Source organism: Paenibacillus sp. 1_12, from assembly GCF_900114475.1.
Classification (GTDB): domain Bacteria; phylum Bacillota; class Bacilli; order Paenibacillales; family NBRC-103111; genus Paenibacillus_S.
The window spans coordinates 43,272-62,219 of sequence record NZ_FOTE01000017.1; the positions used below are offsets into that span (position 1 = coordinate 43,272).

Genomic DNA, 18,948 nt, shown 5'->3' on the forward strand with positions numbered 1-18,948 from the left:
ATTGAAGCTTTTTATAATGAGGAGGCGTTACCCATGACAACGAACAATAACGAAAGAAACTACACAGGACAACAAATAGACAAGAATGCAAGCAGCATAGGAGGGAGAATGGACGATATGGATCAACAAGTGAGAGCTTCAGGGGATTTCGTGAATGAAACTGGACGAGTGATGAATCAAACAGGAGTGGGAGCTCAACAGGTAGGTGAATCCGGCACAATGCTGAAAAGAGTTCGCATATTCGACACTACGCTCAGAGATGGTGAGCAGGCACCGGGAGCAACGCTTCACCCTGAGCAAAAAATTGTTATCGCGAAGCAGTTGGCTTTGCTGGGTGTTGATGTGATTGAGCCTGGTTTTCCGATCTCGAGCCCTGGAGATTTTATGGCGGTACAGCGGGTTTCGCAGGAGATACATGGCGTTGAAATATGTGGCTTTGCGCGCTCGGTTAAGGAGGATATCGACTCCGCTATTCGTGCGACCGAGGCTGCGGAGCGGAGAAGGCTGCATATGTTCTTGTCCTCCTCGGATATTCATCTGGATTTTCAACTGCGGAAGTCGCGGCAGCAGGTTATCGATATCGCTCGCTCGATGGTGGCTTATGCCAAGCAGTTTGTAGAGCGTATCGAGTTCTCCCCAATGGATGCTACGCGGACCGGTGATGAGTTTTTGTTCGAAATCATTGAGGCGGCGATTGAAGAAGGGGCAACGATCATCAATATTCCCGATACGGTCGGCTACGCGATGCCTGAGGAATACGGTGCGATGTTCACCAGAGTAATGAATCATGTGCGGGGCGGCAAGCAGGTGGAATACAGTGCGCACTGCCATAACGACCTGGGGCTTGCGGTAGCCAATAGCCTGGCTGCGATTCGTGCCGGAGTCACTCAGGTTGAGGTGACGGTCAATGGCGTTGGCGAGCGTGCCGGCAACTGTTCGCTGGAGGAGCTGGTTATGGCGATTGAAACCCGCAAGGGAGCCATGGGAGCAGAAACGGGTATTCGTACTGAGCATATTTATGCTACATCACAAATGGTGAGCCGCGCGATGAGCTTCCCGATTGCCTTCAATAAACCGATTGTTGGACGCAATGCATTCCAGCATGAGGCAGGCATCCATCAAGACGGACTGCTTAAAAATCGGAATACGTACGAAATTATGGACCCGGAAAAGCTGGGTGTTCCGCGCAGCATGATCATCCTGGGCAAGCATTCAGGTCGTCACGCCATCAAGCACCGGGTAAGTCAATTCGGTGTGGAGCTGACTAACGAACAGATGGAGTCGTTGTATGTACAGTTCAAAGAGCTCGCAGATCGCCAAAAAGTCGTGCAGGATCATCAACTGCTGGAGCTGATCGGTCATACCGTTAATGAGGTGCTGGAGCCTTATACCCTGGTGCAGGCTCAGGTTCTGACGGGTACAGAAGGGCATCGGATGTCCTCCTGCATCATTAAGGACAATCGGCTGGGCAAAGAGCTGATTTGCTCGGGAACCGGGGAAGGCGCGGTGGAAGCATTGGTTGCCGGTATCAAGCAGGCACTGCCTATGGATGTGCAATTTACTGATTTGGAGCTGTACTCGCTATCATCGGGTGAGCAGGCTAATGGTGAGGCTATTGTCACCGTGAGCGTTGACGGGGACCATTACAGAGGAGTATCAGTGCATCAGGATGTATTGATGGCGGTAGCTCAAGCGTTTATGGCAGCCTGCAATCAGGCGATAAGGGAGCATCAAATCGGTGAGGCTGCTCAGGGGGGCTTTACTAGCGGAGACGTAGAGATCACGATTCCGTAAGTAATAGGTAGGCTAAGGAGAAGCTGGATAGTCGGAGCAACTTGAATGTGCCTCAAAATCGTGTGACTAAGTTTACAGGAAGCGTCGGTTAAAAGCTGCTACAGCGAGAGAAGCATCATGGGATCTTTTTCATCAGTCAGCTTAATAAGTGTCATTGGAAAGGGTGTAGACGATGAATCAGATTGTTAAGTATTATCAGAATTTCGATGAGTGGGGTCGATTGGACAGGGAACCGCTGGAATTCAATATAAATTGGCATTTTATTCAGCAATATTTGCCCGAACAGGGAGAAGTTCTCGATAATGGAGCGGGCCCTGGTAAATATGCCATGAGGCTGGCACAGCTTGGCTACAAGGTTACGTTGACCGATTTGACACCGAAGCTAGTCGAGCTGGCTAGAACTAAAGCAGAAAGCCTGTGCCTGCTGGAGCAGTTTACTCGTTTTGAAGTAGCTGATGCTACAGATCTAAGCCTGTTTGCAGATGGTCAGTTCGCAGCCTCCTTAATGCTCGGACCCTTGTATCATTTGCAGCAGGAAGCGGATCGAGTGGCTGCAGTGCAGGAGCTGCACCGGGTCACCGAAGCTAATGGAATCGTATTTGTGGCCTTTATGCCGCGCGTGCGCCATGTTCTGAGCTCGCTGTTGTCCCCTACCAATTGGAAACCTCATGATGAAGCCAATGCGATTATCCGCTTTATGGAAACCGGCAGGTTTGATCATCAGGATGAGGGAAGATTTACGGGCGCTTACTACTTTAATATAGAAGAGATTCAACCGTTTATGGAGGCTCAAGGCTTTGAGACGCTAAAAATCATCGGTTCGTCCAATATCGGTTCGCTGCTTTCTCAGGCGCAATGGAATTATTGGAGAGAACGTGGAGATGAGGAAATGGAGAAGATTTTCGACATTCATCTTAAGACAGCTGAAAACCCCTATGTGTTAGGTGCTTCATCCCATATTTTGTATATTGGAAGGAAAAAATATAGTCACAAATGTGTGAATATTTAGAATTGTAAAATGAGCAAAAAGGGCTGTGGATATTACTTATCCACAGCCCTTGTGTATAGTGGGGGTAAGTGGTATGAAAGCTTATGCAGCAACGTTTTTTTGTCCGCCTAATTCTGTAGAAAGCGGGATAACTTTTTCATATTAAGCCTGTGGATAATGTGGATAAACCTGTTGATAAGAAATAGAAGTATTGATTTTTAAGTAAAAATGGCTGCATCGTTATGTGGACAAGATTGTGGATAATAGTGAGTCTTCAAAAGCTTCTCAAATTGCATATTAAGGGAAATATTAGGGAATATTACTCTCGTTATGGGTTGAACGGGGGGAGATCTATTTGTGGATGAGGCTGAGAGGTCATACAACGGTTTGGAAGAGGTTTATCGTGTTTCTCATCAGCTTGCTCGTGTACAGCTGCTTGGCAGCGAGTCCTCATGTGCTTGCGGAGCAAGATAACCCTATGTCAGCTCCATCCTTATTAGGTAAACCAATCGTGCTGATTTCCATTCCGGGTTTATCTTTTATGGAGATGGGCTGGGCAGGTAGCAATGGTGTGCTGGGATTGCCTCAAGAGGAAAAAAAGGGACCCGTTTTAGCGGCGATGCCTCACTTGAAGGAGCTTGGGCGTCATGCTGCCTGGGGAGCCATGAATATTCGGACACCAGCGAAAGGCATAGAGCATGTATATGTGACTATGGGTGCAGGACAATGGGCAGAAGCGGGTTCCAACGTACAAAGCCTGAATCGCGGTGAGCGTATCGATCAAGAGCTGGGTGCGGCGCTCTATCATCGATATACGGGGCGGGATGCAGATGGAAATATTGTAATACCTACCATTGCTAATATTCGTCGAAAGAATGAAGCAATTTGGTATCATGCAAGCCCCGGGCAATTAGGAGAGCTGCTGCGAGCGGCGAAAGTACGGTTAAGTGTATGGGGAAATATGGATCATGCTTCTGGTACAGATTTGGAAAACGGCAATCCTTCAGCAGTCATAGATAAAAGATTACGCAGGTATGCGCCGCTGCTTGTTATGGATAAAGAGGGAACAGTTGCGGATGGTGATGTTGGCGGTAACGGGCTGCTAGTCAATGCTGATCGTCCTTACGGGGTAGCAACTCATTATAGCTGGCTGCTGAAAAAGTGGAGAGGACAAGGCTCGCCCGCCCTTACAGTGATGGAGCTTGGGGATCTGGGGCGTTTGTACGAGGAGCGAAATAGTTACAATCAAGCTGCTTTTGGGCGGTTGAAGCAGGAAATTATGACCGAGCTGGATCAATTTATCGGTGAGCTTGCTGCATCTGTGGATACGTTTCCCAGTGGAAATGCAGAGCTGTGGATAATAAGCCCTCAGGTAAATGGGGACGCACTGAAATACAAGGCTCTTTTGGCACCGATTGTCCGCTACAAGCCTTCTAGTGGAGAAAGCTTGTTAACATCTGCGACTACAAGGCGAACAGGAATTGTCTCGCTGGTCGATATCGGACCGACATTATTGCAGGCGTATGGACTAGCGACTCCCAAGGAAATGATCGGTTTCCCCATGATCTCCGAAGCCATGCCAAATGCATTTGCTCGATTGTTAGACGAAGTGAGTCGAATGCAGCGTGTGTACAGGCTCCGTCCGAGCCTGCTGTATGGACTGGCTGTCTATGAGATCGTAGTGATGCTGATCATATTGATTGTGATTATGTTGAAATCGTTTCGTACTATCCGGAATAAAGAAAAGACACTATGGCGAATATTGCTATATTCCCTGCTGCTCCTGCCTGCGGGTCTGCTTGCCATGGGCTGGCTGCCAACAGCCTCTGCTTCGTCTACTGAAGCGGTGATATTGATGATTACTTTTGTGTTGTGTGCAAGCGTAGGATTGGCTTGTGCCGCCAACCATCCCAAGTATATGATGCTTGGTTTATTCTGGAGCGGGCTTATCGTGAGTGTGCTAATTATGTATGATGGCTTGCATGACGCGAAGGCAATGAAGAGCTCTGTGCTTGGTTATGATGCGATGATCGGAGCCCGTTATTACGGGATTGGCAACGAGTTCATGGGTGTGCTGCTTGGAAGCGTGCTGCTCGCAATTACGTCGCTTGCGCAGGCACGGCGGCTTATACGCCGACGGAAGCCGCTGGGCGTCACGCCACCTTGGCAGCACACGGACGGCCGCAATGGAAGCGTGCAATCGGTGCAGCCAGCGGCGCAAACGACAAGATGGCACGCGTGGCTGCCTGCGGCGGCTGTCGGCGCGGTGGTCACCGGCTATCTAGCAGCGCCGGCGCTTGGCACGAACGCCGGCGGCGCTTTGTCCGCGGCGGCGGGGTTTGGCGCGCTGGCCGCGCGCCTCGCTGGCTGGCGCAGCTGGGTGCGGCTGGCGCCAGCCCTCGCGCTGCTGCTCGGCGCAGCGCTTGGGGGCCTGTGGCTGCTCAACGCAGGAGCAGTCACAGGTTTGGCGGCCGATGGGCAAAGCCATATCGGCCGTGCCTTCGGGACGCTGGAGCAAGGACGGCTCGATGTTATAGGTGCCACAATCATGCGCAAGCTTGAGATGAACGGGCATCTGATTAAGGTTTCAGCTTGGAGCAAGGTGCTGCTCACAGGACTTCTGGTGATGACGGTTCTGGTGCTGCGGCCGCGTGGGCGTTTTCAGCAATGGCAGCGGCGGTATCCGTATCTGATGCATGGCTGTGCCGCCAATGTGATCGGCTCGATTGCAGCGCTGCTGCTGAACGATTCAGGCATTGTTGCAGCAGCCACAATGATTATTTATGGAAGTGTTCCCCTGCTGTTGTTAAGGCTCGATGATACATAAAAGTCCGGTGAATAAGTAGCCGCTGCTTGACTGGATCATTCCAAAGCGAGTTTCGCTTCGCCAGAACGACCCTACCGCACTGCTCATTATTCACCGGACTGGCTTGAAAAGCTGATTGTTGCCTTTGAGATCGAGAAGCACCATACGCATTCGTCGAGTTTTGCTTTGTCTAATAGAGTGCTATGACTCTATAATTGGAATTTTATGGTAAAATTTCTATTCGGCTAGCTGCTCCCACTGCTCGTAGCAGTCAGCAAGCTCGGTTTTTTTGCCTTCAATGGCTTCATTAGTCTGCTGCACACGTACGTAGTCGTTGAAAATCTCCGGCTTGGCGAGCTCCGCCTCCAGCGCTGCCAGCTCATCCTCGAGCTGTGCTATCTTTTGCTCCAGCTGTTCGAGCTTGCGCTGTCGTGCGCGGTCCTCGCGCTTTGCCAGCTTGCCAGACTCGTAGCCGCCGTTTCCAACCTCCGTTGCGGGTTGACCGGTACTGCCTGCTGCCCCTTTGCCTACAGTGTTCTTGCTTTTGGCAGCTTCCAGAATAAGCCGCTGCCGCTCGATCTCAGCAAGCTCCTGCTTCTTTTCGACATAGTCATCGTAATTACCCAAATAACCGGTGACCCCATCACGCGTCAGCTCCAGCATCGATTCTGCCATTTTGTTCAGAAAATACCTGTCATGTGAAATAAACAGCAGCGTGCCCTCGTAATCGATTAGCGCAGATTCCAGTACCTCACGGCTGTACAAATCCAGATGGTTGGTCGGCTCATCGAGAATTAGAACATTAGCTTTTTGCAGCATCAGCTTGGCCAGTGCGACTCGTGCCTTCTCGCCGCCGCTTAGTGCGGAAATTTTCTTGAACACGTCCTCACCAGTAAATAAAAAGCTGCCCAGCACCTTGCGAATCCGTGCCTCCTCAATATGGGAAAATGCGTTCCATACCTCGTCAATGATCGTGTTGGCCGGGTTAAGTCCGGATTGCTCCTGATCGTAATACCCAATTCTTACATTAGAACCCCAATCGATCAAACCTGCCGACGGCTGCTGCCCCATTAATGCTTTGAGCAGAGTCGATTTGCCAATCCCGTTAGGACCGATCAGAGCGGCAGTATCACCGCGGCGCAGCTGGAAGGATACATCCTTTAACAGTGGTTTGGTTGAATCATAAGATACCGCAACATGCTGGACGTTCAGCACTTCTTTGCCTGTCGCCTGCTCGACCTCGAAGGAAAAATGTGCTCTTTTTAAATCACCCATTGGCTTGTCGAGTCGGTCCATTTTATCCAATGCTTTACGACGGCTCTGCGCACGTTTGGTTGTAGAAGCTCGTACGATGTTTTTTTGGACAAACTCCTCCATCTTGGCGATTTCACCCTGTTGTTTTTCAAACTGCTTTAATTGAATCTCATAATCCGCTTGCTTCGTATCAACATATTTGGAGTAATTGCCCGTATAACGACGTGAGGTGGTCCGCTCGATTTCATAGATGGCACCAACCAAGGCATCCAGGAAATAACGGTCATGAGAAACGACCAGAATAGAGCCGGAATATGAGCGTAAATAACCCTCCAGCCAGGTCAATGTCGGGATGTCCAAGTGGTTCGTAGGCTCATCAAGGAGCAGTAAATCTGGTGCCTGCAGCAGCATTTTGGCTAATGCCAGCCGTGTTTTTTGACCACCGCTTAATGTGTTAACCGAAGTCTCGGGTGCAAAATCGCCAAAGCCCATCCCATGGAGTACGCCGCGAATACGTGCTTCCGCTTCATAGCCGCCCTGCTCCTTAAACCATTCTGAACGCGCAGCATACCGTTTCATTGTATCCTCAGTTTGTTTCTCATCGGCCAGCACAGCAGGATTGGCCATCATAACCTCCAGCTGACGAAGCTCTTGCTCGGCTTCCTCCAAATGTGTGAATACGCTTTTCATTTCCTCCCAGATCGAACGGTCCGAGATAAGACCGCTGTTTTGCTTCAAATAGCCGATCTTCGTTTCCTTTGCTTTGAACAGCTCTCCCGAGTCATATGACATTTCACCCGCGATAATTTGCAGCAGTGTCGATTTACCTGCGCCGTTCACGCCGACCAGTCCAATCCGTTCCCGAGCTTCAATTTGCAATGATATATTAGAAAGCACGGCGGAAATGCCGTAGCTCTTCGATATTCCTGATACTTGCAGCAGCATACATAATCCTCCCAAATGGTTAAAAGCATGTCTATAACAGTGTATCATGTTCGCAGTTTTTTTTCAGCTTGTAAGCTTTGTGGAAGCTTGCTGTCGTTTCTTTTGATAGCCTGTCATTTATGTTAAAATATAGCCTACTCCTATTGTTGAAAAGGATTTCCAGCAAGGTGCTGCCCGCTGTTTAAAAGAATGGACAGGAAAAGGAAGAAAAGTCATTACACGGATCGAACCATAGATGATGAAAAGCCTATTAAAGAGCTTATGTAAGGGAGGGAGGATCGCAATGGTCATATGTACGGAAATACGTGTAGATCTGACGCGAGAGGAACGCAGTGAGTATGCGGTGTCTGAAGCGAAAGTTCAGTCAAGGATTGCAGCAGAGGCATCTCTGAAAGTGGATATTGTCCGATCACTGCTTGGCAAGCATTCAGATGAGAGAGTGCTTGTGATAGGGCAGTATTTGGACCAGATGGAGCAGCTTGCCCAGTTGACAGATGCGCCGCTCATCACAGGGAAAATGGCAAGTCGTGAGCGTGACAAGCTATACCAGCAATTCCGTCAAGGTGAAATTAGAACGCTGATTGTTTTCAAGGCAGTGAAATCAACGATTGACATCCCTGACACGTCTATTGTTATTCAGGTTTCGGGATCATTTGGCTGTCGAGAAGAGGAGATGCAGCGTCTCGTTCGTATTTTGAATTCGGAGTCGGAAGGTGGACAGGCTCACTTGTATTCGGTTGTAACCAGGGGGACGTTGGAGCAGAACTATGCCATTAAGAGGCAGCGATTATTAATTGAGATGGGCTGTTCCTATACTGTTATCGATGAGACTGTCATGGATGAGAATCAAGGTGGTACAGGTTTCCTGGATGCAGGTGCTGCAGCGTCGCTCCCATCAATGAAGATGAAGCAGGCTTCACCTGCATGGAAGGCATTGCTGCCGACGCTCCAGGCGCAAGCATTGACAGAATCCCCCGCTGGTCCGCAGGAATCAAGCTCCAACCTGTTATCTCTTGACGATTTTCGAAACAAAAAACGAAATCGCCGCTGAATCCGTTGTAGAGGTTATGGAAATTATGAATATATTGGAGCGTGGAGGTTGTCAATCAAGCTCCTCAGTGTACGATTTCATTGATAAAGTGACAGCAGAATGAATAGATTTGTCGGCATTCGTCAAAGCAATTGGGTCTACTGACACCGAATACTGTTTTTCTTCTCATGATATGTTAGAATGATGTTAATCACGTTGCGAACCATCAAGGAGAGGCCTTGCCATGAATATCAAAGAATGGAAAATAGAGCTGCGGCGTCGGGCTGAGGCGCAAAGAAATGGCTTGACGCCCACCGAACGCAGCATCAAATCAGCACGTATTAATGAACTGATGCTTCGTCGTATCGATGAGGTACTCGAATCACGCGCCAAGCTGGGCCGCAAGCCTACGATTTTCACTTATATGCCAATCAAATCCGAGGTAGATATAACCCCGATTATGGAGTCCTGCTGGTCCCAGCAGTATCGTGTGCTTATTCCCAAGGTGCAGCCAGAGCAAAAGCTGAAGCTGTACGAAATTCGTTCCTATTCCGATTTGGAGAAGGGCAAATATGGGATTCCGGAGCCGGCCGCGGATTCGCCACAACATTCTATTGATATTCGACATATTGATGTGGTACTTGTCCCAGGTTTGGCATTTGACTCCCATTTGGGACGGCTGGGCTATGGCGGCGGCTACTATGACCGTTTTATGCAGCAATATGTTCGGTCTGGATATACGAAGCCTTACATTATTGCCGGTGCTTTTGACACCCAGATTATTCAGGAAGTCCCTATGGGTCTGTTTGATTTTCGCCTGGATGAGTTGATTACGGAAGCAAGAACGATTCGTGCACCCAAAACAACGAAATCAATTTAAAGCCCTAGTCAGGTGACCTGACTGATTATCTGTTAATATTTATCGTATTGCCTATACTTCATGCGAATCGAAAGGAGTCTTACCTTGTGACCGAGCCAATGCCGCTAACCCATTTTAATGAGCAGGGTCGAGCCCGGATGGTCGACATCTCAGACAAGCAGGAAACCAGCCGCACCGCAGTCGCACAGAGTACGGTTACGATGCAGCCATCTACGCTGGAGTTGATTAAACAAGGTAGGATTGGGAAGGGTGATGTTCTGGCGGTATCCCAGATCGCAGCGATTATGGCTGCCAAGAAAACATCCGACTGGATTCCTATGTGCCATCCCCTTTCATTGACGGGAGTAGATGTCCACTTTACGGATAATGGATTAAATGAACTATACATAGAAGTAAGCGTCAGGACAAAGGGGCTCACTGGTGTGGAAATGGAAGCATTGACCGCCGTCTCTGCCGCTGCACTCACCGTGTATGACATGTGCAAGGCAGCGGAAAAAGGAATGATTATCGGTCCTACGCTGCTGGTCAGCAAAACAGGTGGCAAAAGCGGCGATTTTCATAGAAATGACACTGATTCTTAATATTTATACGTTACAATGGAGCCATGGGGAGGAGTAAGCTTATGCGTTGGAAGGTGGCGATTTTGACCGCAAGCGACCGAGGTTTCCGAGGAGAGCGGGAAGATACGAGCGCCCAGGTTATTCGTGAGTTGATTGAAGAGGAGATCAATGGGGAAATCATTGAGTATCGGGTTGTACCGGATGAGAAAGATGAGATTATGGCTGCATTGATCGAAATGACCGATTATTTCAAGGCTGATCTGATTTTGACGACAGGGGGGACCGGTCTTGCTGCACGCGATGTAACACCGGAAGCGACTCTCGCTGTTATTGATCGTCAAGCTCCAGGCTTTGCTGAAGCGATGCGTTTGATTTCTATGCAAAAAAACCCCAAAGCGATGCTGTCCAGAGCGGTTTCCGGTCTGCGCGGTAGAACCCTGATTATTAACCTGCCAGGAAGTCCTAAGGGCGTCTCTGAAAATTTGGAGGCTATCATGGGCCAATTACCGCATGCGCTTGGCATTTTGACCGGACTTGTAGGGGATCATGGCAATGAAACCTGAAGCTATGCTGAGAGAAGTCAGAGTTGAAGAAGCTATTGGGAGTGTACTTGCACATGATTTAACGCAGATACTTCCAGGTCAGTTTAAAGGCCGCTTGTTTACAAAAGGTCATGTTGTCCGTCAGGAGGACATACCCGCTTTATTAAATATCGGTAAGGAGCATATCTACGTGCTGGATCTTCAGCCGGGGTGGCTGCATGAGGATGAAGCGGCACAGCGTATGGCGAAGGCTGTAGCAGGAGCGAATCTATCGTTGACTAATCCTCATGAGGGGAAAATCAATGTAAAGGCAGCGATTCATGGGCTGGCCAAAATCGACAAGGCTGCTGTTGATGCCATCAATGCCATCGATCAGATCGTGCTGGCCACGATTAAGACGAATACCGTTGTGAAGCCGGGCCAATCACTCAGCGGCACAAGGGTGATACCCCTTATTGTGGAACAATCCAAGGTTCAGCAGGTTGAAGCATTGGCGTCTGGATCATCACCAGTATTGGAAGTGAAGCCGTTTCGCCCTCTGCGTGTTGGATTGATTACGACCGGCAGCGAGGTCTTTAAAGGCCGTATTCAAGATAAATTTGGTCCTGTCGTCATCGAGAAAGTGGCTGCGCTCGGCTCTGAGGTTATCGAGCAGCGGCTGGCTCCTGATGAGAGCGACACGATTGTACGCGAGATCCGTTACTTTTTGGAGGAGCAGAAAGCCGATCTGATTCTTGTAACTGGCGGGATGTCCGTTGATCCCGATGACCGGACGCCAGGAGCTATCAAGCAAGCCGGAGCAAGAATAGTCAGCTACGGAACCCCGATGCTTCCAGGCTCGATGCTGCTGATCGGTTATTTGGGCGAGGTACCGATTATGGGCCTGCCTGGTTGTGTGATGCATGATCCGTATACCTCTTTTGATGTGCTGCTGCCTCGTATATGTGCTGGAGAAACGATTGTCCGGGAAGACATTACTGAAATGGGCTATGGCGGGTTATACGGATGTTAGTTGATCAAAGAAAATCATGAAATGGAGCTGGACGATTTGAGTATTACCCATATCCTGCTGATTGCAGTTGTCGCGTTGATTTTGTTTGGTCCGAACAAGCTGCCAGAGTTGGGTCGTGCCATTGGTAAAACGCTGCGTGATTTTAAAAACGGTGCAAACGATCTGATGAGTGCTGCCACTGAATCCGAGCCTGAAAAAGCACGGAAGGATATAACACCGCCCACCCAGCCGCCCGCTCCAGCATCTGCAAGCCAGCAGGAGTCTGTGGTACAGCCATCTCCACAAGCAAGCGAACAACAGAAGGACTCCCGAAGACTTCCGGAGTAAACAGGAGTACCTACAACAACAAGTTAAAGTTGGTGAATCATGACGAATAATGATGAAGGCATGTCCTTGGTCGAGCATCTTGGCGAGCTGCGCAAGCGCATTATTTGGGTGCTGCTCGTGTTAATAGTTGGTATGGTGATCGGCATCATTGTGGCACAGCCATTAATCCTTTATTTAAAAAATGTCCCTCCTGCTTCCGGGATTGCCTGGAACGCCTTCTCTCCTTGGGATTCCATCAAGCTGTATATGAATTTTGCATTGGTTACAGGTCTGATTGTCACATTGCCGTTCGCATTGTATCAAATATGGTCGTTTCTTAAACCGGGTTTGCGTATTGAAGAGCAGAAGGCTTCACTGATCTTTATCCCGCTTGCTTTTCTACTGTTTTTGATCGGGTTGGCATTTGCCTATTTTGTCGTTTTCAAAATGGCATTTATTTTTACCTCGGAAATTTCTGAGCGTCTGGACATCAAGGAAACCTATGGGATCACGCAATATTTTACGTTTATGTTCAATATTTTGCTTCCGATCGGGTTGATCTTTGAATTGCCGATTATCATTATGTTTCTTACCAAGCTGCGTATTCTCAATCCAAAAAGACTTCACAAATTACGCCGTTATGCTTATATGATTCTGGTGATCGTTGCTGCGATGATCACGCCGCCGGATTTGATTTCCGCTGTGGTGGTATCGCTGCCGATGATTTTGCTTTATGAGGTCAGTGTGTGGATGTCGGCTTCTATTTACCGCAAACAGCTGATCAAAGATCAGGAATGGGAAGAGGAATTTGGTCCCAAATAATACCGCATTTACAGCTGGAATGAAGCTGCGAATGTGGTTTTTTTCTTTGATGAGCAGCCGTATAATAACATTCTCAATGGATACAATGATGAAGTTGTGTAAATTATTTAAAAAAACTTGCAAAATGTTACGAAACTGATTATCATAATAAGTGTTGTTAGCACTAAACATATTCGAGTGCTAACAGTACCCTAAAACTCAGAACCATATTTCAAAGGAGGACATTTTCTCATGATCAAACCGTTAGGTGATCGCGTAATTATTGAAGCCATTGCTAAAGAGGAAACAACAGCAAGTGGAATCTTCTTGCCTGAAACTGCTAAGGAAAAACCGCAAGAAGGTCAAGTTGTAGCGGTAGGCAGTGGCGTACTGAAAGATGGAGAGCGTGTTGCGCTTGAAGTTAAAGAAGGCGACCGTATCATTTTCTCGAAATATGCAGGTACTGAAGTGAAATTCGAAGGACGCGAGCTTCTTATTTTGCGCGAAAGCGACATTCTTGCCGTTATCGGGTAATTTAGCGAAGATCTCATATACTTAAGACCAACATCAGCTGCTAATGCGAATTTAGCCGGCTTTTACTTATAGCATCAGAATATATGCATGATTAGTCTTGCAGAGGTTTCTGGTGTTTCTTGTGAAGATAAACGAACGTTGTTCAAATACATTTATTTCAGGAGGGTTTCACACAATGGCTAAGGATATCAGATTTAGTGAAGATGCTCGCCGCGCAATGCTTCGTGGTGTTGACGCGCTTGCCAATGCAGTAAAAATCACTTTGGGCCCTAAAGGTCGTAACGTTGTTCTTGAAAAAAAATTCGGCAGCCCGTTAATCACCAATGATGGTGTAACAATCGCAAAAGAAATCGAATTGGAAGATGCATTCGAGAACATGGGTGCTCAACTGGTTAAAGAAGTAGCTACCAAAACCAACGATGTTGCCGGTGACGGTACAACAACTGCAACTGTTTTGGCTCAAGCGATGATTCGTGAAGGCTTGAAAAACGTTACTGCAGGCGCAAACCCAATGGTCATCCGTAAAGGTATCGACAAAGCGGTTAGAGCAGCTGTAGAAGAATTGAAAAACATCTCCAAAGCTATTGAAGGCAAACAATCGATCGCTCAAGTTGCTGCAATCTCGGCTGCTGACGACGAAGTAGGTCAATTGATCGCTGAAGCTATGGAAAAAGTGGGCAAAGACGGCGTTATTACTGTTGAAGAGTCCAAAGGCTTTGCAACTGAGCTTGAAGTGGTTGAAGGTATGCAGTTCGACCGCGGATACATTTCTCCATACATGATCACAGATACGGACAAAATGGAAGCTATTTTGGAAAACCCGTACATCTTGATCACTGACAAAAAAATCTCCAACATTCAAGAAATCTTGCCTGTGCTTGAGAAAGTTGTTCAACAAGGCAAACCATTAGTAATCATTGCTGAGGATGTTGAAGGCGAAGCATTGGCAACTTTGGTTGTTAACCGTCTTCGTGGCACATTCACTTGTGTAGCTGTTAAAGCTCCAGGCTTTGGCGATCGTCGTAAAGCGATGCTTCAAGATCTTGCAGCATTGACAGGCGGACAAGTAATTACAGAAGAACTGGGTCTTGATCTGAAATCGACGACTCCTGATCAATTGGGATCGGCACGTCAAGTTCGTGTAACTAAAGAAAACACTATCGTAGTTGATGGTTCTGGCGACAAGAAAGACATTGGCGCTCGTATCTCGCAAATCCGTGCACAATTGGAAGAAACCACTTCCGATTTCGATAAAGAAAAATTGCAAGAGCGTTTGGCTAAATTGTCCGGCGGCGTAGCGGTAATCAAAGTTGGCGCGGCTACTGAAACAGAATTGAAAGAGCGCAAGCTTCGCATCGAAGATGCTTTGAACGCAACTCGTGCTGCTGTTGAAGAAGGTATAGTATCCGGTGGTGGTACTGCCCTTGTTAACGTATATGCGGCTGTAGCTGCTGTAAAAAGCAACGATGTTGATGAGCAAACTGGCGTGAACATTGTTCTGCGTGCTCTTGAAGAGCCTGTACGTACGATTGCAGCTAACGCGGGTCAAGAAGGTTCCGTTATCGTTGAGCGTCTGAAAAAAGAAGCTGTAGGCATTGGGTACAACGCAGCAACTGGTGAATGGGTAAACATGTTCGACGCTGGTATCGTAGATCCAGCGAAAGTAACACGCTCCGCATTGCAAAATGCAGCATCCGTTGCAGCTATCTTCTTAACTACTGAAGCGGTTATCGCTGACAAACCAGAAAAAGACAAACCAGCTATGCCTGATATGGGCGGAATGGGTGGCATGGGCGGAATGGGCGGCTTCTAAGAAGCGACCCGACTGCTTTCATATTGCGACCGTGGCCTCTTCTAGGAAAGGTTCAAGGCTGCAACTAACTTCAAAAGAGACCTTTTATGAGTTCAATGAACTTGTAGAAGGTCTCTTTTTTATGGATTTATTTGTATGAAATTGTATTTTTATTATTAGGGTTCCCAATTCTGTTTGTTTGGTGCTAGACTGATGATAGTATGCATCTCCGGATGCAACAGTCAAAATACGGAGGGATGATCGTGATGTATTTGCCATTGGAGCATAAAGCAGCCATTGTGACCGGAGGTGCTAGCGGCATCGGATATAGTATCGTTAAAGGCTTGGCGCGTGCTGGTGCGAGCGTTATCATCGCTGATATGAATGAACAAGGAGCTGAGGCTGCTGAGGCGCTGGTTCAGGAAGGATTGAACGTCACTTTCGTTCAGGGAGATATTACGTTATCCGCGGATGCACAACGAATTGCAAGCAAGGCAGTCGAGCATTTAGGAGGATTGGATATTCTCGTTAATAATGCGGGTATTTATCCGCGCAGCATGATGCAGGATACGACAGAAGAGTTGTGGGATAGGGTCATGTCGATCAATTTGAAGGGAGTCTTTTTGATGTGCCAGGCGGCAGTACCGTGGCTGAAGAAACGTGGGGGCGGTGCTATTATTAATATGAGCTCAAGCCATGCGGCCATCGGATCACCCGAGCTATTCGCCTATGCGGTTTCCAAAGGAGGCATATCGACGTTAACCCGAAATTTGGCTGGTGCCCTTACCAGAGACCGGATCCGTGTCAACGCTATTAATCCAGGCTGGGTGGCGACGGAACGGGAAATTGAGGTACGGGCCTTGGATGGGCAAACCTATGAGTGGTTGGTTGAGAGAGGTAAAATGCTACCGCTTGGCCGCTTGCAAACAGGTGAAGATTCGGCAGGAGTGGCAGTATTTCTGGCAAGCGATCATGCCAGCCAGATTACCGGACAAATCATTCAAATAGATGGGGGCAATGAGGTATCATAGGTATATGTTGAACGGAGTTTGAACCACGACCAGGATGACAATAAATAAGCATCACTACCCTATCGCCACATCGTGTAAGGGTGACTAGAAGCTTATTTACTGCGGTTTCGGGCTACATAAGGTTTATAGGGTTATTGAAGGCAGAGGGGCACGTGAGCCAGCTATTAGGTGGCTGTGTGTTCCTCTGCCATATTTAGCAGCAGATCTGTAAATAAGTAAAGCTGATGAAGAACAAGCGCGTTTTGGCGGTCCAAGTGCTCAAGGGCCTGTGGGCTGCCGAGCCAGTCTCGGTGCAGGAGGGTGTTGTGTTTAAAATAAAGCACTCTCGTATCCGTAAACAGACCAAATCCGCCTAGGGGCAGTTGGATATTGATTTTCGCTGTTTCTGCCAGCAGTTTAGTATAGGTTGAGGGAGGGACATTGCTTCTCAGCACAGCAAATGTTTGCAATATGGCAATACCCTCCTGAGTGAACGATTCCATCCCTGGGAGGAAGCATAATTCCAGGTCAATTAGAGAAGGGCGTTCGCCGATTTCATCAAAGCGTACAATCAAGGAAGGATAGGGCGATTCCTTTGTTGGTTCAGCCCATTGGTTAAGAATGTCGAGCTTCAGGTAATATTGTTGAAATTGGCGGAGAAATGAATCCGTAAATTCGAAAGCAGATGCCATAGGTTATACCTCCTTACATAGGCTGATCTTTGCGAAAACAGGCAAGCGATTATCACGAAAAGGTTAACGAAATCAAGTATGCAGCTTTTTGGCGATCAAATCTTTGCCTGGTTTTTTCTTAAGTCGGTTGACCTCAAGTCCAATACCTTCAATAACTGACTTAGCCTCATCATCCTGACCGGCGACGCCACCTTCATAGAGCATTGACGCGAGATCGGTTACAAGCTGATTATAGCATTGTCCTACATTGTTGAAGCCATATGCTTCCAGAACACCTTGTCGTACCTTTTCGCGGCTAAGTCCTGCATTTTCTGGTTTGGCCATCTCTTTATCAATGTTCAGAGCTTTGTCGACGAAGGTTTCCTTCCGTTTTGATTTTTTGTAAAATTTGACGATAGCCCCGATCCCACCGAGAATAGCAGCGGCTGCGAGCAGAATTGGACCGACTGGAGACAAAGCAGCTGCGATCATAACAGCGCCTCCTGCGATCATTAGCGCTCCTTTGGCGGCCGTTATGGCGCTTTTGGTCTTGTTAATAGCTTGGGTGGATCCGCCCAGATTGGCAGCAAGACCTAGATCCCCCTGATGTGGTTTAGTTTGATCGTTCTCATTCATACTACCTTGAGCTCCAAAACCTTTTTCAAGCTCTGCGAGTTTCTTCTGGTTTCTGCTGCTTTCTACGTAACCGGCAACTCCTCCAGCCAGGTAGGCTGCACCTCCTACAACGCCAGCCGCACCTGCAGCAGCGGTAGCCGTACCGCTAGCAGCCATGCCTCCTAACGTTCTGACACCATTAACGGTACCCGCGGTAAAACGAGTCAAATCAGCAGCGCCGCCTGAAGCCTCGGAGCCCAATACTTCTGCTTTTCCAGCTGCTGACAAGCTTGAATCATAGTTTTCAGAAGCATTATAAATTTGCGATACGGATGCAACTCCGCTCAGTACGCCAGCTGCCGGTGCTACTGCATTCGCCACCGAAAGAGCGCCTCCGGCACCTAGTGTATTGCTGAGCGCGGCCGTACCGGATACCCCGCTCGTAGCCCCTGAAGTACCGATGGCTGTATAGGCCGCATAGTCACGTGCCTGATCTGCATTGTAATTGGTAATGTTCTTGGCCTTGGCTTCACGGCTAATTTCTGAGAAACGGTCCCAGTCTATGGTTTTGGTAAAAATACCGGTGAGCATCGTGCTTTTAACTTTATCTATACTGGGGGATCGCTCATTACCGCACATGACTTTGATAGCGGACATTTTTTCTCCTGCAGTCAGATCATCGAAATATCCGAATAATCCAGCCTTCTTTTCCTTCACTGCACGTTCCTTCAGCCACTTATATACCACATTATAGTTTTGATATGAGGTCAAATCCTTGGTGGGAGCAGGACGGGCTGCTGGGGGAATGACTGCTGCAGAAGGTGCAGCCGTAGGTCCAGCAGTTGTTGGAGCGGCTGCACCGGCAGCTGGGGCAAGAGCAGGAGCAGCTTCAATCTGTGTGCTAGGAGCGGGTACAGAAGCAGGAGCCATAGCAGCTTCAGTTGGTGCACCAGCAGCAGGGACAGAAGCAGGAGCGGCTAAGATAGGTGCGCCAGCAGCAGGAGCAGCATGAGCTGCCCCAACCGGTGCTCCTGCTGCAGAATCTACAACCGCAGGGACATCAGCTGCCGGAGCAGCTATTGGATAACTAGCTGCAGCCTCGGCGGCTATTTCAGGTGCTTCCGCTGCAGCTGCACGTTGAATGGTCATCACGTTACCTGTACGGGGTGAAGCTGAAAACATACGTTGTATAGCCTGATTCCCTACAGTGCGCTGCATATGTATAATGTTTTCCTTGGACAAACCATGAGCTCGAGAATGAATGGCACTACCCTGCATCGTGGCATTCATGAATGGTTGCTGTTGAATAGGTAAAGCTTGATTCGTTGAGGGGCTTTTTATAGCCTTATTTTTGACATTGGATTGTTCAAGCATCAGAATCCTCCTCAAAAAAAGTCTATCTTTATGA

At 48.3% G+C, this 18,948-nt stretch carries 16 protein-coding genes; 13 read left to right on the forward strand and 3 right to left on the reverse strand.

The features are described from left to right. Positions 1-219: 219 nt before the first annotated feature. The 3 genes from BM210_RS26795 (at position 220) to BM210_RS26805 (ending at position 5,609) form a co-directional block, all read left to right on the forward strand. Complete coding sequence (locus tag BM210_RS26795; RefSeq protein ID WP_091175372.1) at positions 220-1,794, forward strand: 2-isopropylmalate synthase; 1,575 nt, start codon at positions 220-222, stop codon at positions 1,792-1,794. 172 nt (positions 1,795-1,966) lie between these two features. Continuing rightward, the gene (locus tag BM210_RS26800; RefSeq protein ID WP_091175287.1) at positions 1,967-2,803 is read left to right on the forward strand and encodes a class I SAM-dependent methyltransferase; all 837 of its coding nucleotides are present in this window, start codon (positions 1,967-1,969) and stop codon (positions 2,801-2,803) included. 340 nt (positions 2,804-3,143) lie between these two features. Next, a complete protein-coding gene (locus tag BM210_RS26805) occupies positions 3,144-5,609 on the forward strand; it encodes a hypothetical protein (protein ID WP_091175289.1) in 2,466 nt (821 codons plus the stop codon). A 216-nt stretch (positions 5,610-5,825) separates the two neighbouring features. On the opposite strand, the gene BM210_RS26810 is transcribed toward BM210_RS26805, so the two are convergent. Beyond that, positions 5,826-7,787 carry an ABC-F family ATP-binding cassette domain-containing protein gene (locus BM210_RS26810; protein WP_091175291.1) on the reverse strand — a complete coding sequence of 654 codons (1,962 nt, stop codon included), beginning with the start codon at positions 7,785-7,787 and terminating at the stop codon, positions 5,826-5,828. A gap of 238 nt (positions 7,788-8,025) precedes the next feature. Between BM210_RS26810 and BM210_RS26815 the strand changes: the two genes are divergently transcribed. The 10 genes from BM210_RS26815 (at position 8,026) to BM210_RS26860 (ending at position 16,275) form a co-directional block, all read left to right on the forward strand. Further along, positions 8,026-8,838 (forward strand): helicase-related protein, encoded by an 813-nt coding sequence (locus tag BM210_RS26815; protein ID WP_256224074.1) that lies wholly within the window; start codon positions 8,026-8,028, stop codon positions 8,836-8,838. Between the two features lie 223 nt (positions 8,839-9,061). After that, positions 9,062-9,697: a 5-formyltetrahydrofolate cyclo-ligase gene (locus tag BM210_RS26820; protein WP_091175293.1), complete on the forward strand. Its 636-nt coding sequence runs from the start codon at positions 9,062-9,064 to the stop codon at positions 9,695-9,697. A gap of 98 nt (positions 9,698-9,795) precedes the next feature. Continuing rightward, the gene (gene moaC / locus BM210_RS26825) at positions 9,796-10,278 is read left to right on the forward strand and encodes a cyclic pyranopterin monophosphate synthase MoaC (RefSeq protein ID WP_091175373.1); all 483 of its coding nucleotides are present in this window, start codon (positions 9,796-9,798) and stop codon (positions 10,276-10,278) included. A gap of 41 nt (positions 10,279-10,319) precedes the next feature. Continuing rightward, entirely contained in the window at positions 10,320-10,820 is a 501-nt protein-coding gene (gene mog / locus BM210_RS26830; RefSeq protein ID WP_091175295.1) for a molybdopterin adenylyltransferase, read from the forward strand. Then, positions 10,810-11,811 (forward strand): molybdopterin-binding protein, encoded by a 1,002-nt coding sequence (locus BM210_RS26835; protein ID WP_091175297.1) that lies wholly within the window; start codon positions 10,810-10,812, stop codon positions 11,809-11,811. Before mog ends, BM210_RS26835 begins: the two co-directional genes overlap by 11 nt. Beyond that, a complete protein-coding gene (locus tag BM210_RS26840; RefSeq protein WP_371263556.1) occupies positions 11,812-12,138 on the forward strand; it encodes a twin-arginine translocase TatA/TatE family subunit in 327 nt (108 codons plus the stop codon). A 39-nt stretch (positions 12,139-12,177) separates the two neighbouring features. Then, a complete protein-coding gene (tatC, locus tag BM210_RS26845; RefSeq protein ID WP_091175298.1) occupies positions 12,178-12,939 on the forward strand; it encodes a twin-arginine translocase subunit TatC in 762 nt (253 codons plus the stop codon). A 231-nt stretch (positions 12,940-13,170) separates the two neighbouring features. Next, positions 13,171-13,452 carry a co-chaperone GroES gene (gene groES, locus BM210_RS26850; protein WP_091175300.1) on the forward strand — a complete coding sequence of 94 codons (282 nt, stop codon included), beginning with the start codon at positions 13,171-13,173 and terminating at the stop codon, positions 13,450-13,452. A gap of 175 nt (positions 13,453-13,627) precedes the next feature. Continuing rightward, positions 13,628-15,265: a chaperonin GroEL gene (gene groL, locus BM210_RS26855; RefSeq protein WP_091175302.1), complete on the forward strand. Its 1,638-nt coding sequence runs from the start codon at positions 13,628-13,630 to the stop codon at positions 15,263-15,265. Positions 15,266-15,510: 245 nt separating this feature from the next. Next, complete coding sequence (locus tag BM210_RS26860) at positions 15,511-16,275, forward strand: SDR family NAD(P)-dependent oxidoreductase (RefSeq protein WP_256224075.1); 765 nt, start codon at positions 15,511-15,513, stop codon at positions 16,273-16,275. Positions 16,276-16,439: 164 nt separating this feature from the next. Here BM210_RS26860 and BM210_RS26865 read toward each other — a convergent pair whose 3' ends face one another. Both BM210_RS26865 and BM210_RS26870 read right to left on the reverse strand, forming a co-directional pair. Next, complete coding sequence (locus BM210_RS26865; RefSeq protein ID WP_091175306.1) at positions 16,440-16,946, reverse strand: hypothetical protein; 507 nt, start codon at positions 16,944-16,946, stop codon at positions 16,440-16,442. A 72-nt stretch (positions 16,947-17,018) separates the two neighbouring features. After that, positions 17,019-18,914 (reverse strand): phage tail family protein, encoded by a 1,896-nt coding sequence (locus BM210_RS26870; RefSeq protein ID WP_091175308.1) that lies wholly within the window; start codon positions 18,912-18,914, stop codon positions 17,019-17,021. Between the last annotated feature and the right edge of the window lie 34 nt (positions 18,915-18,948).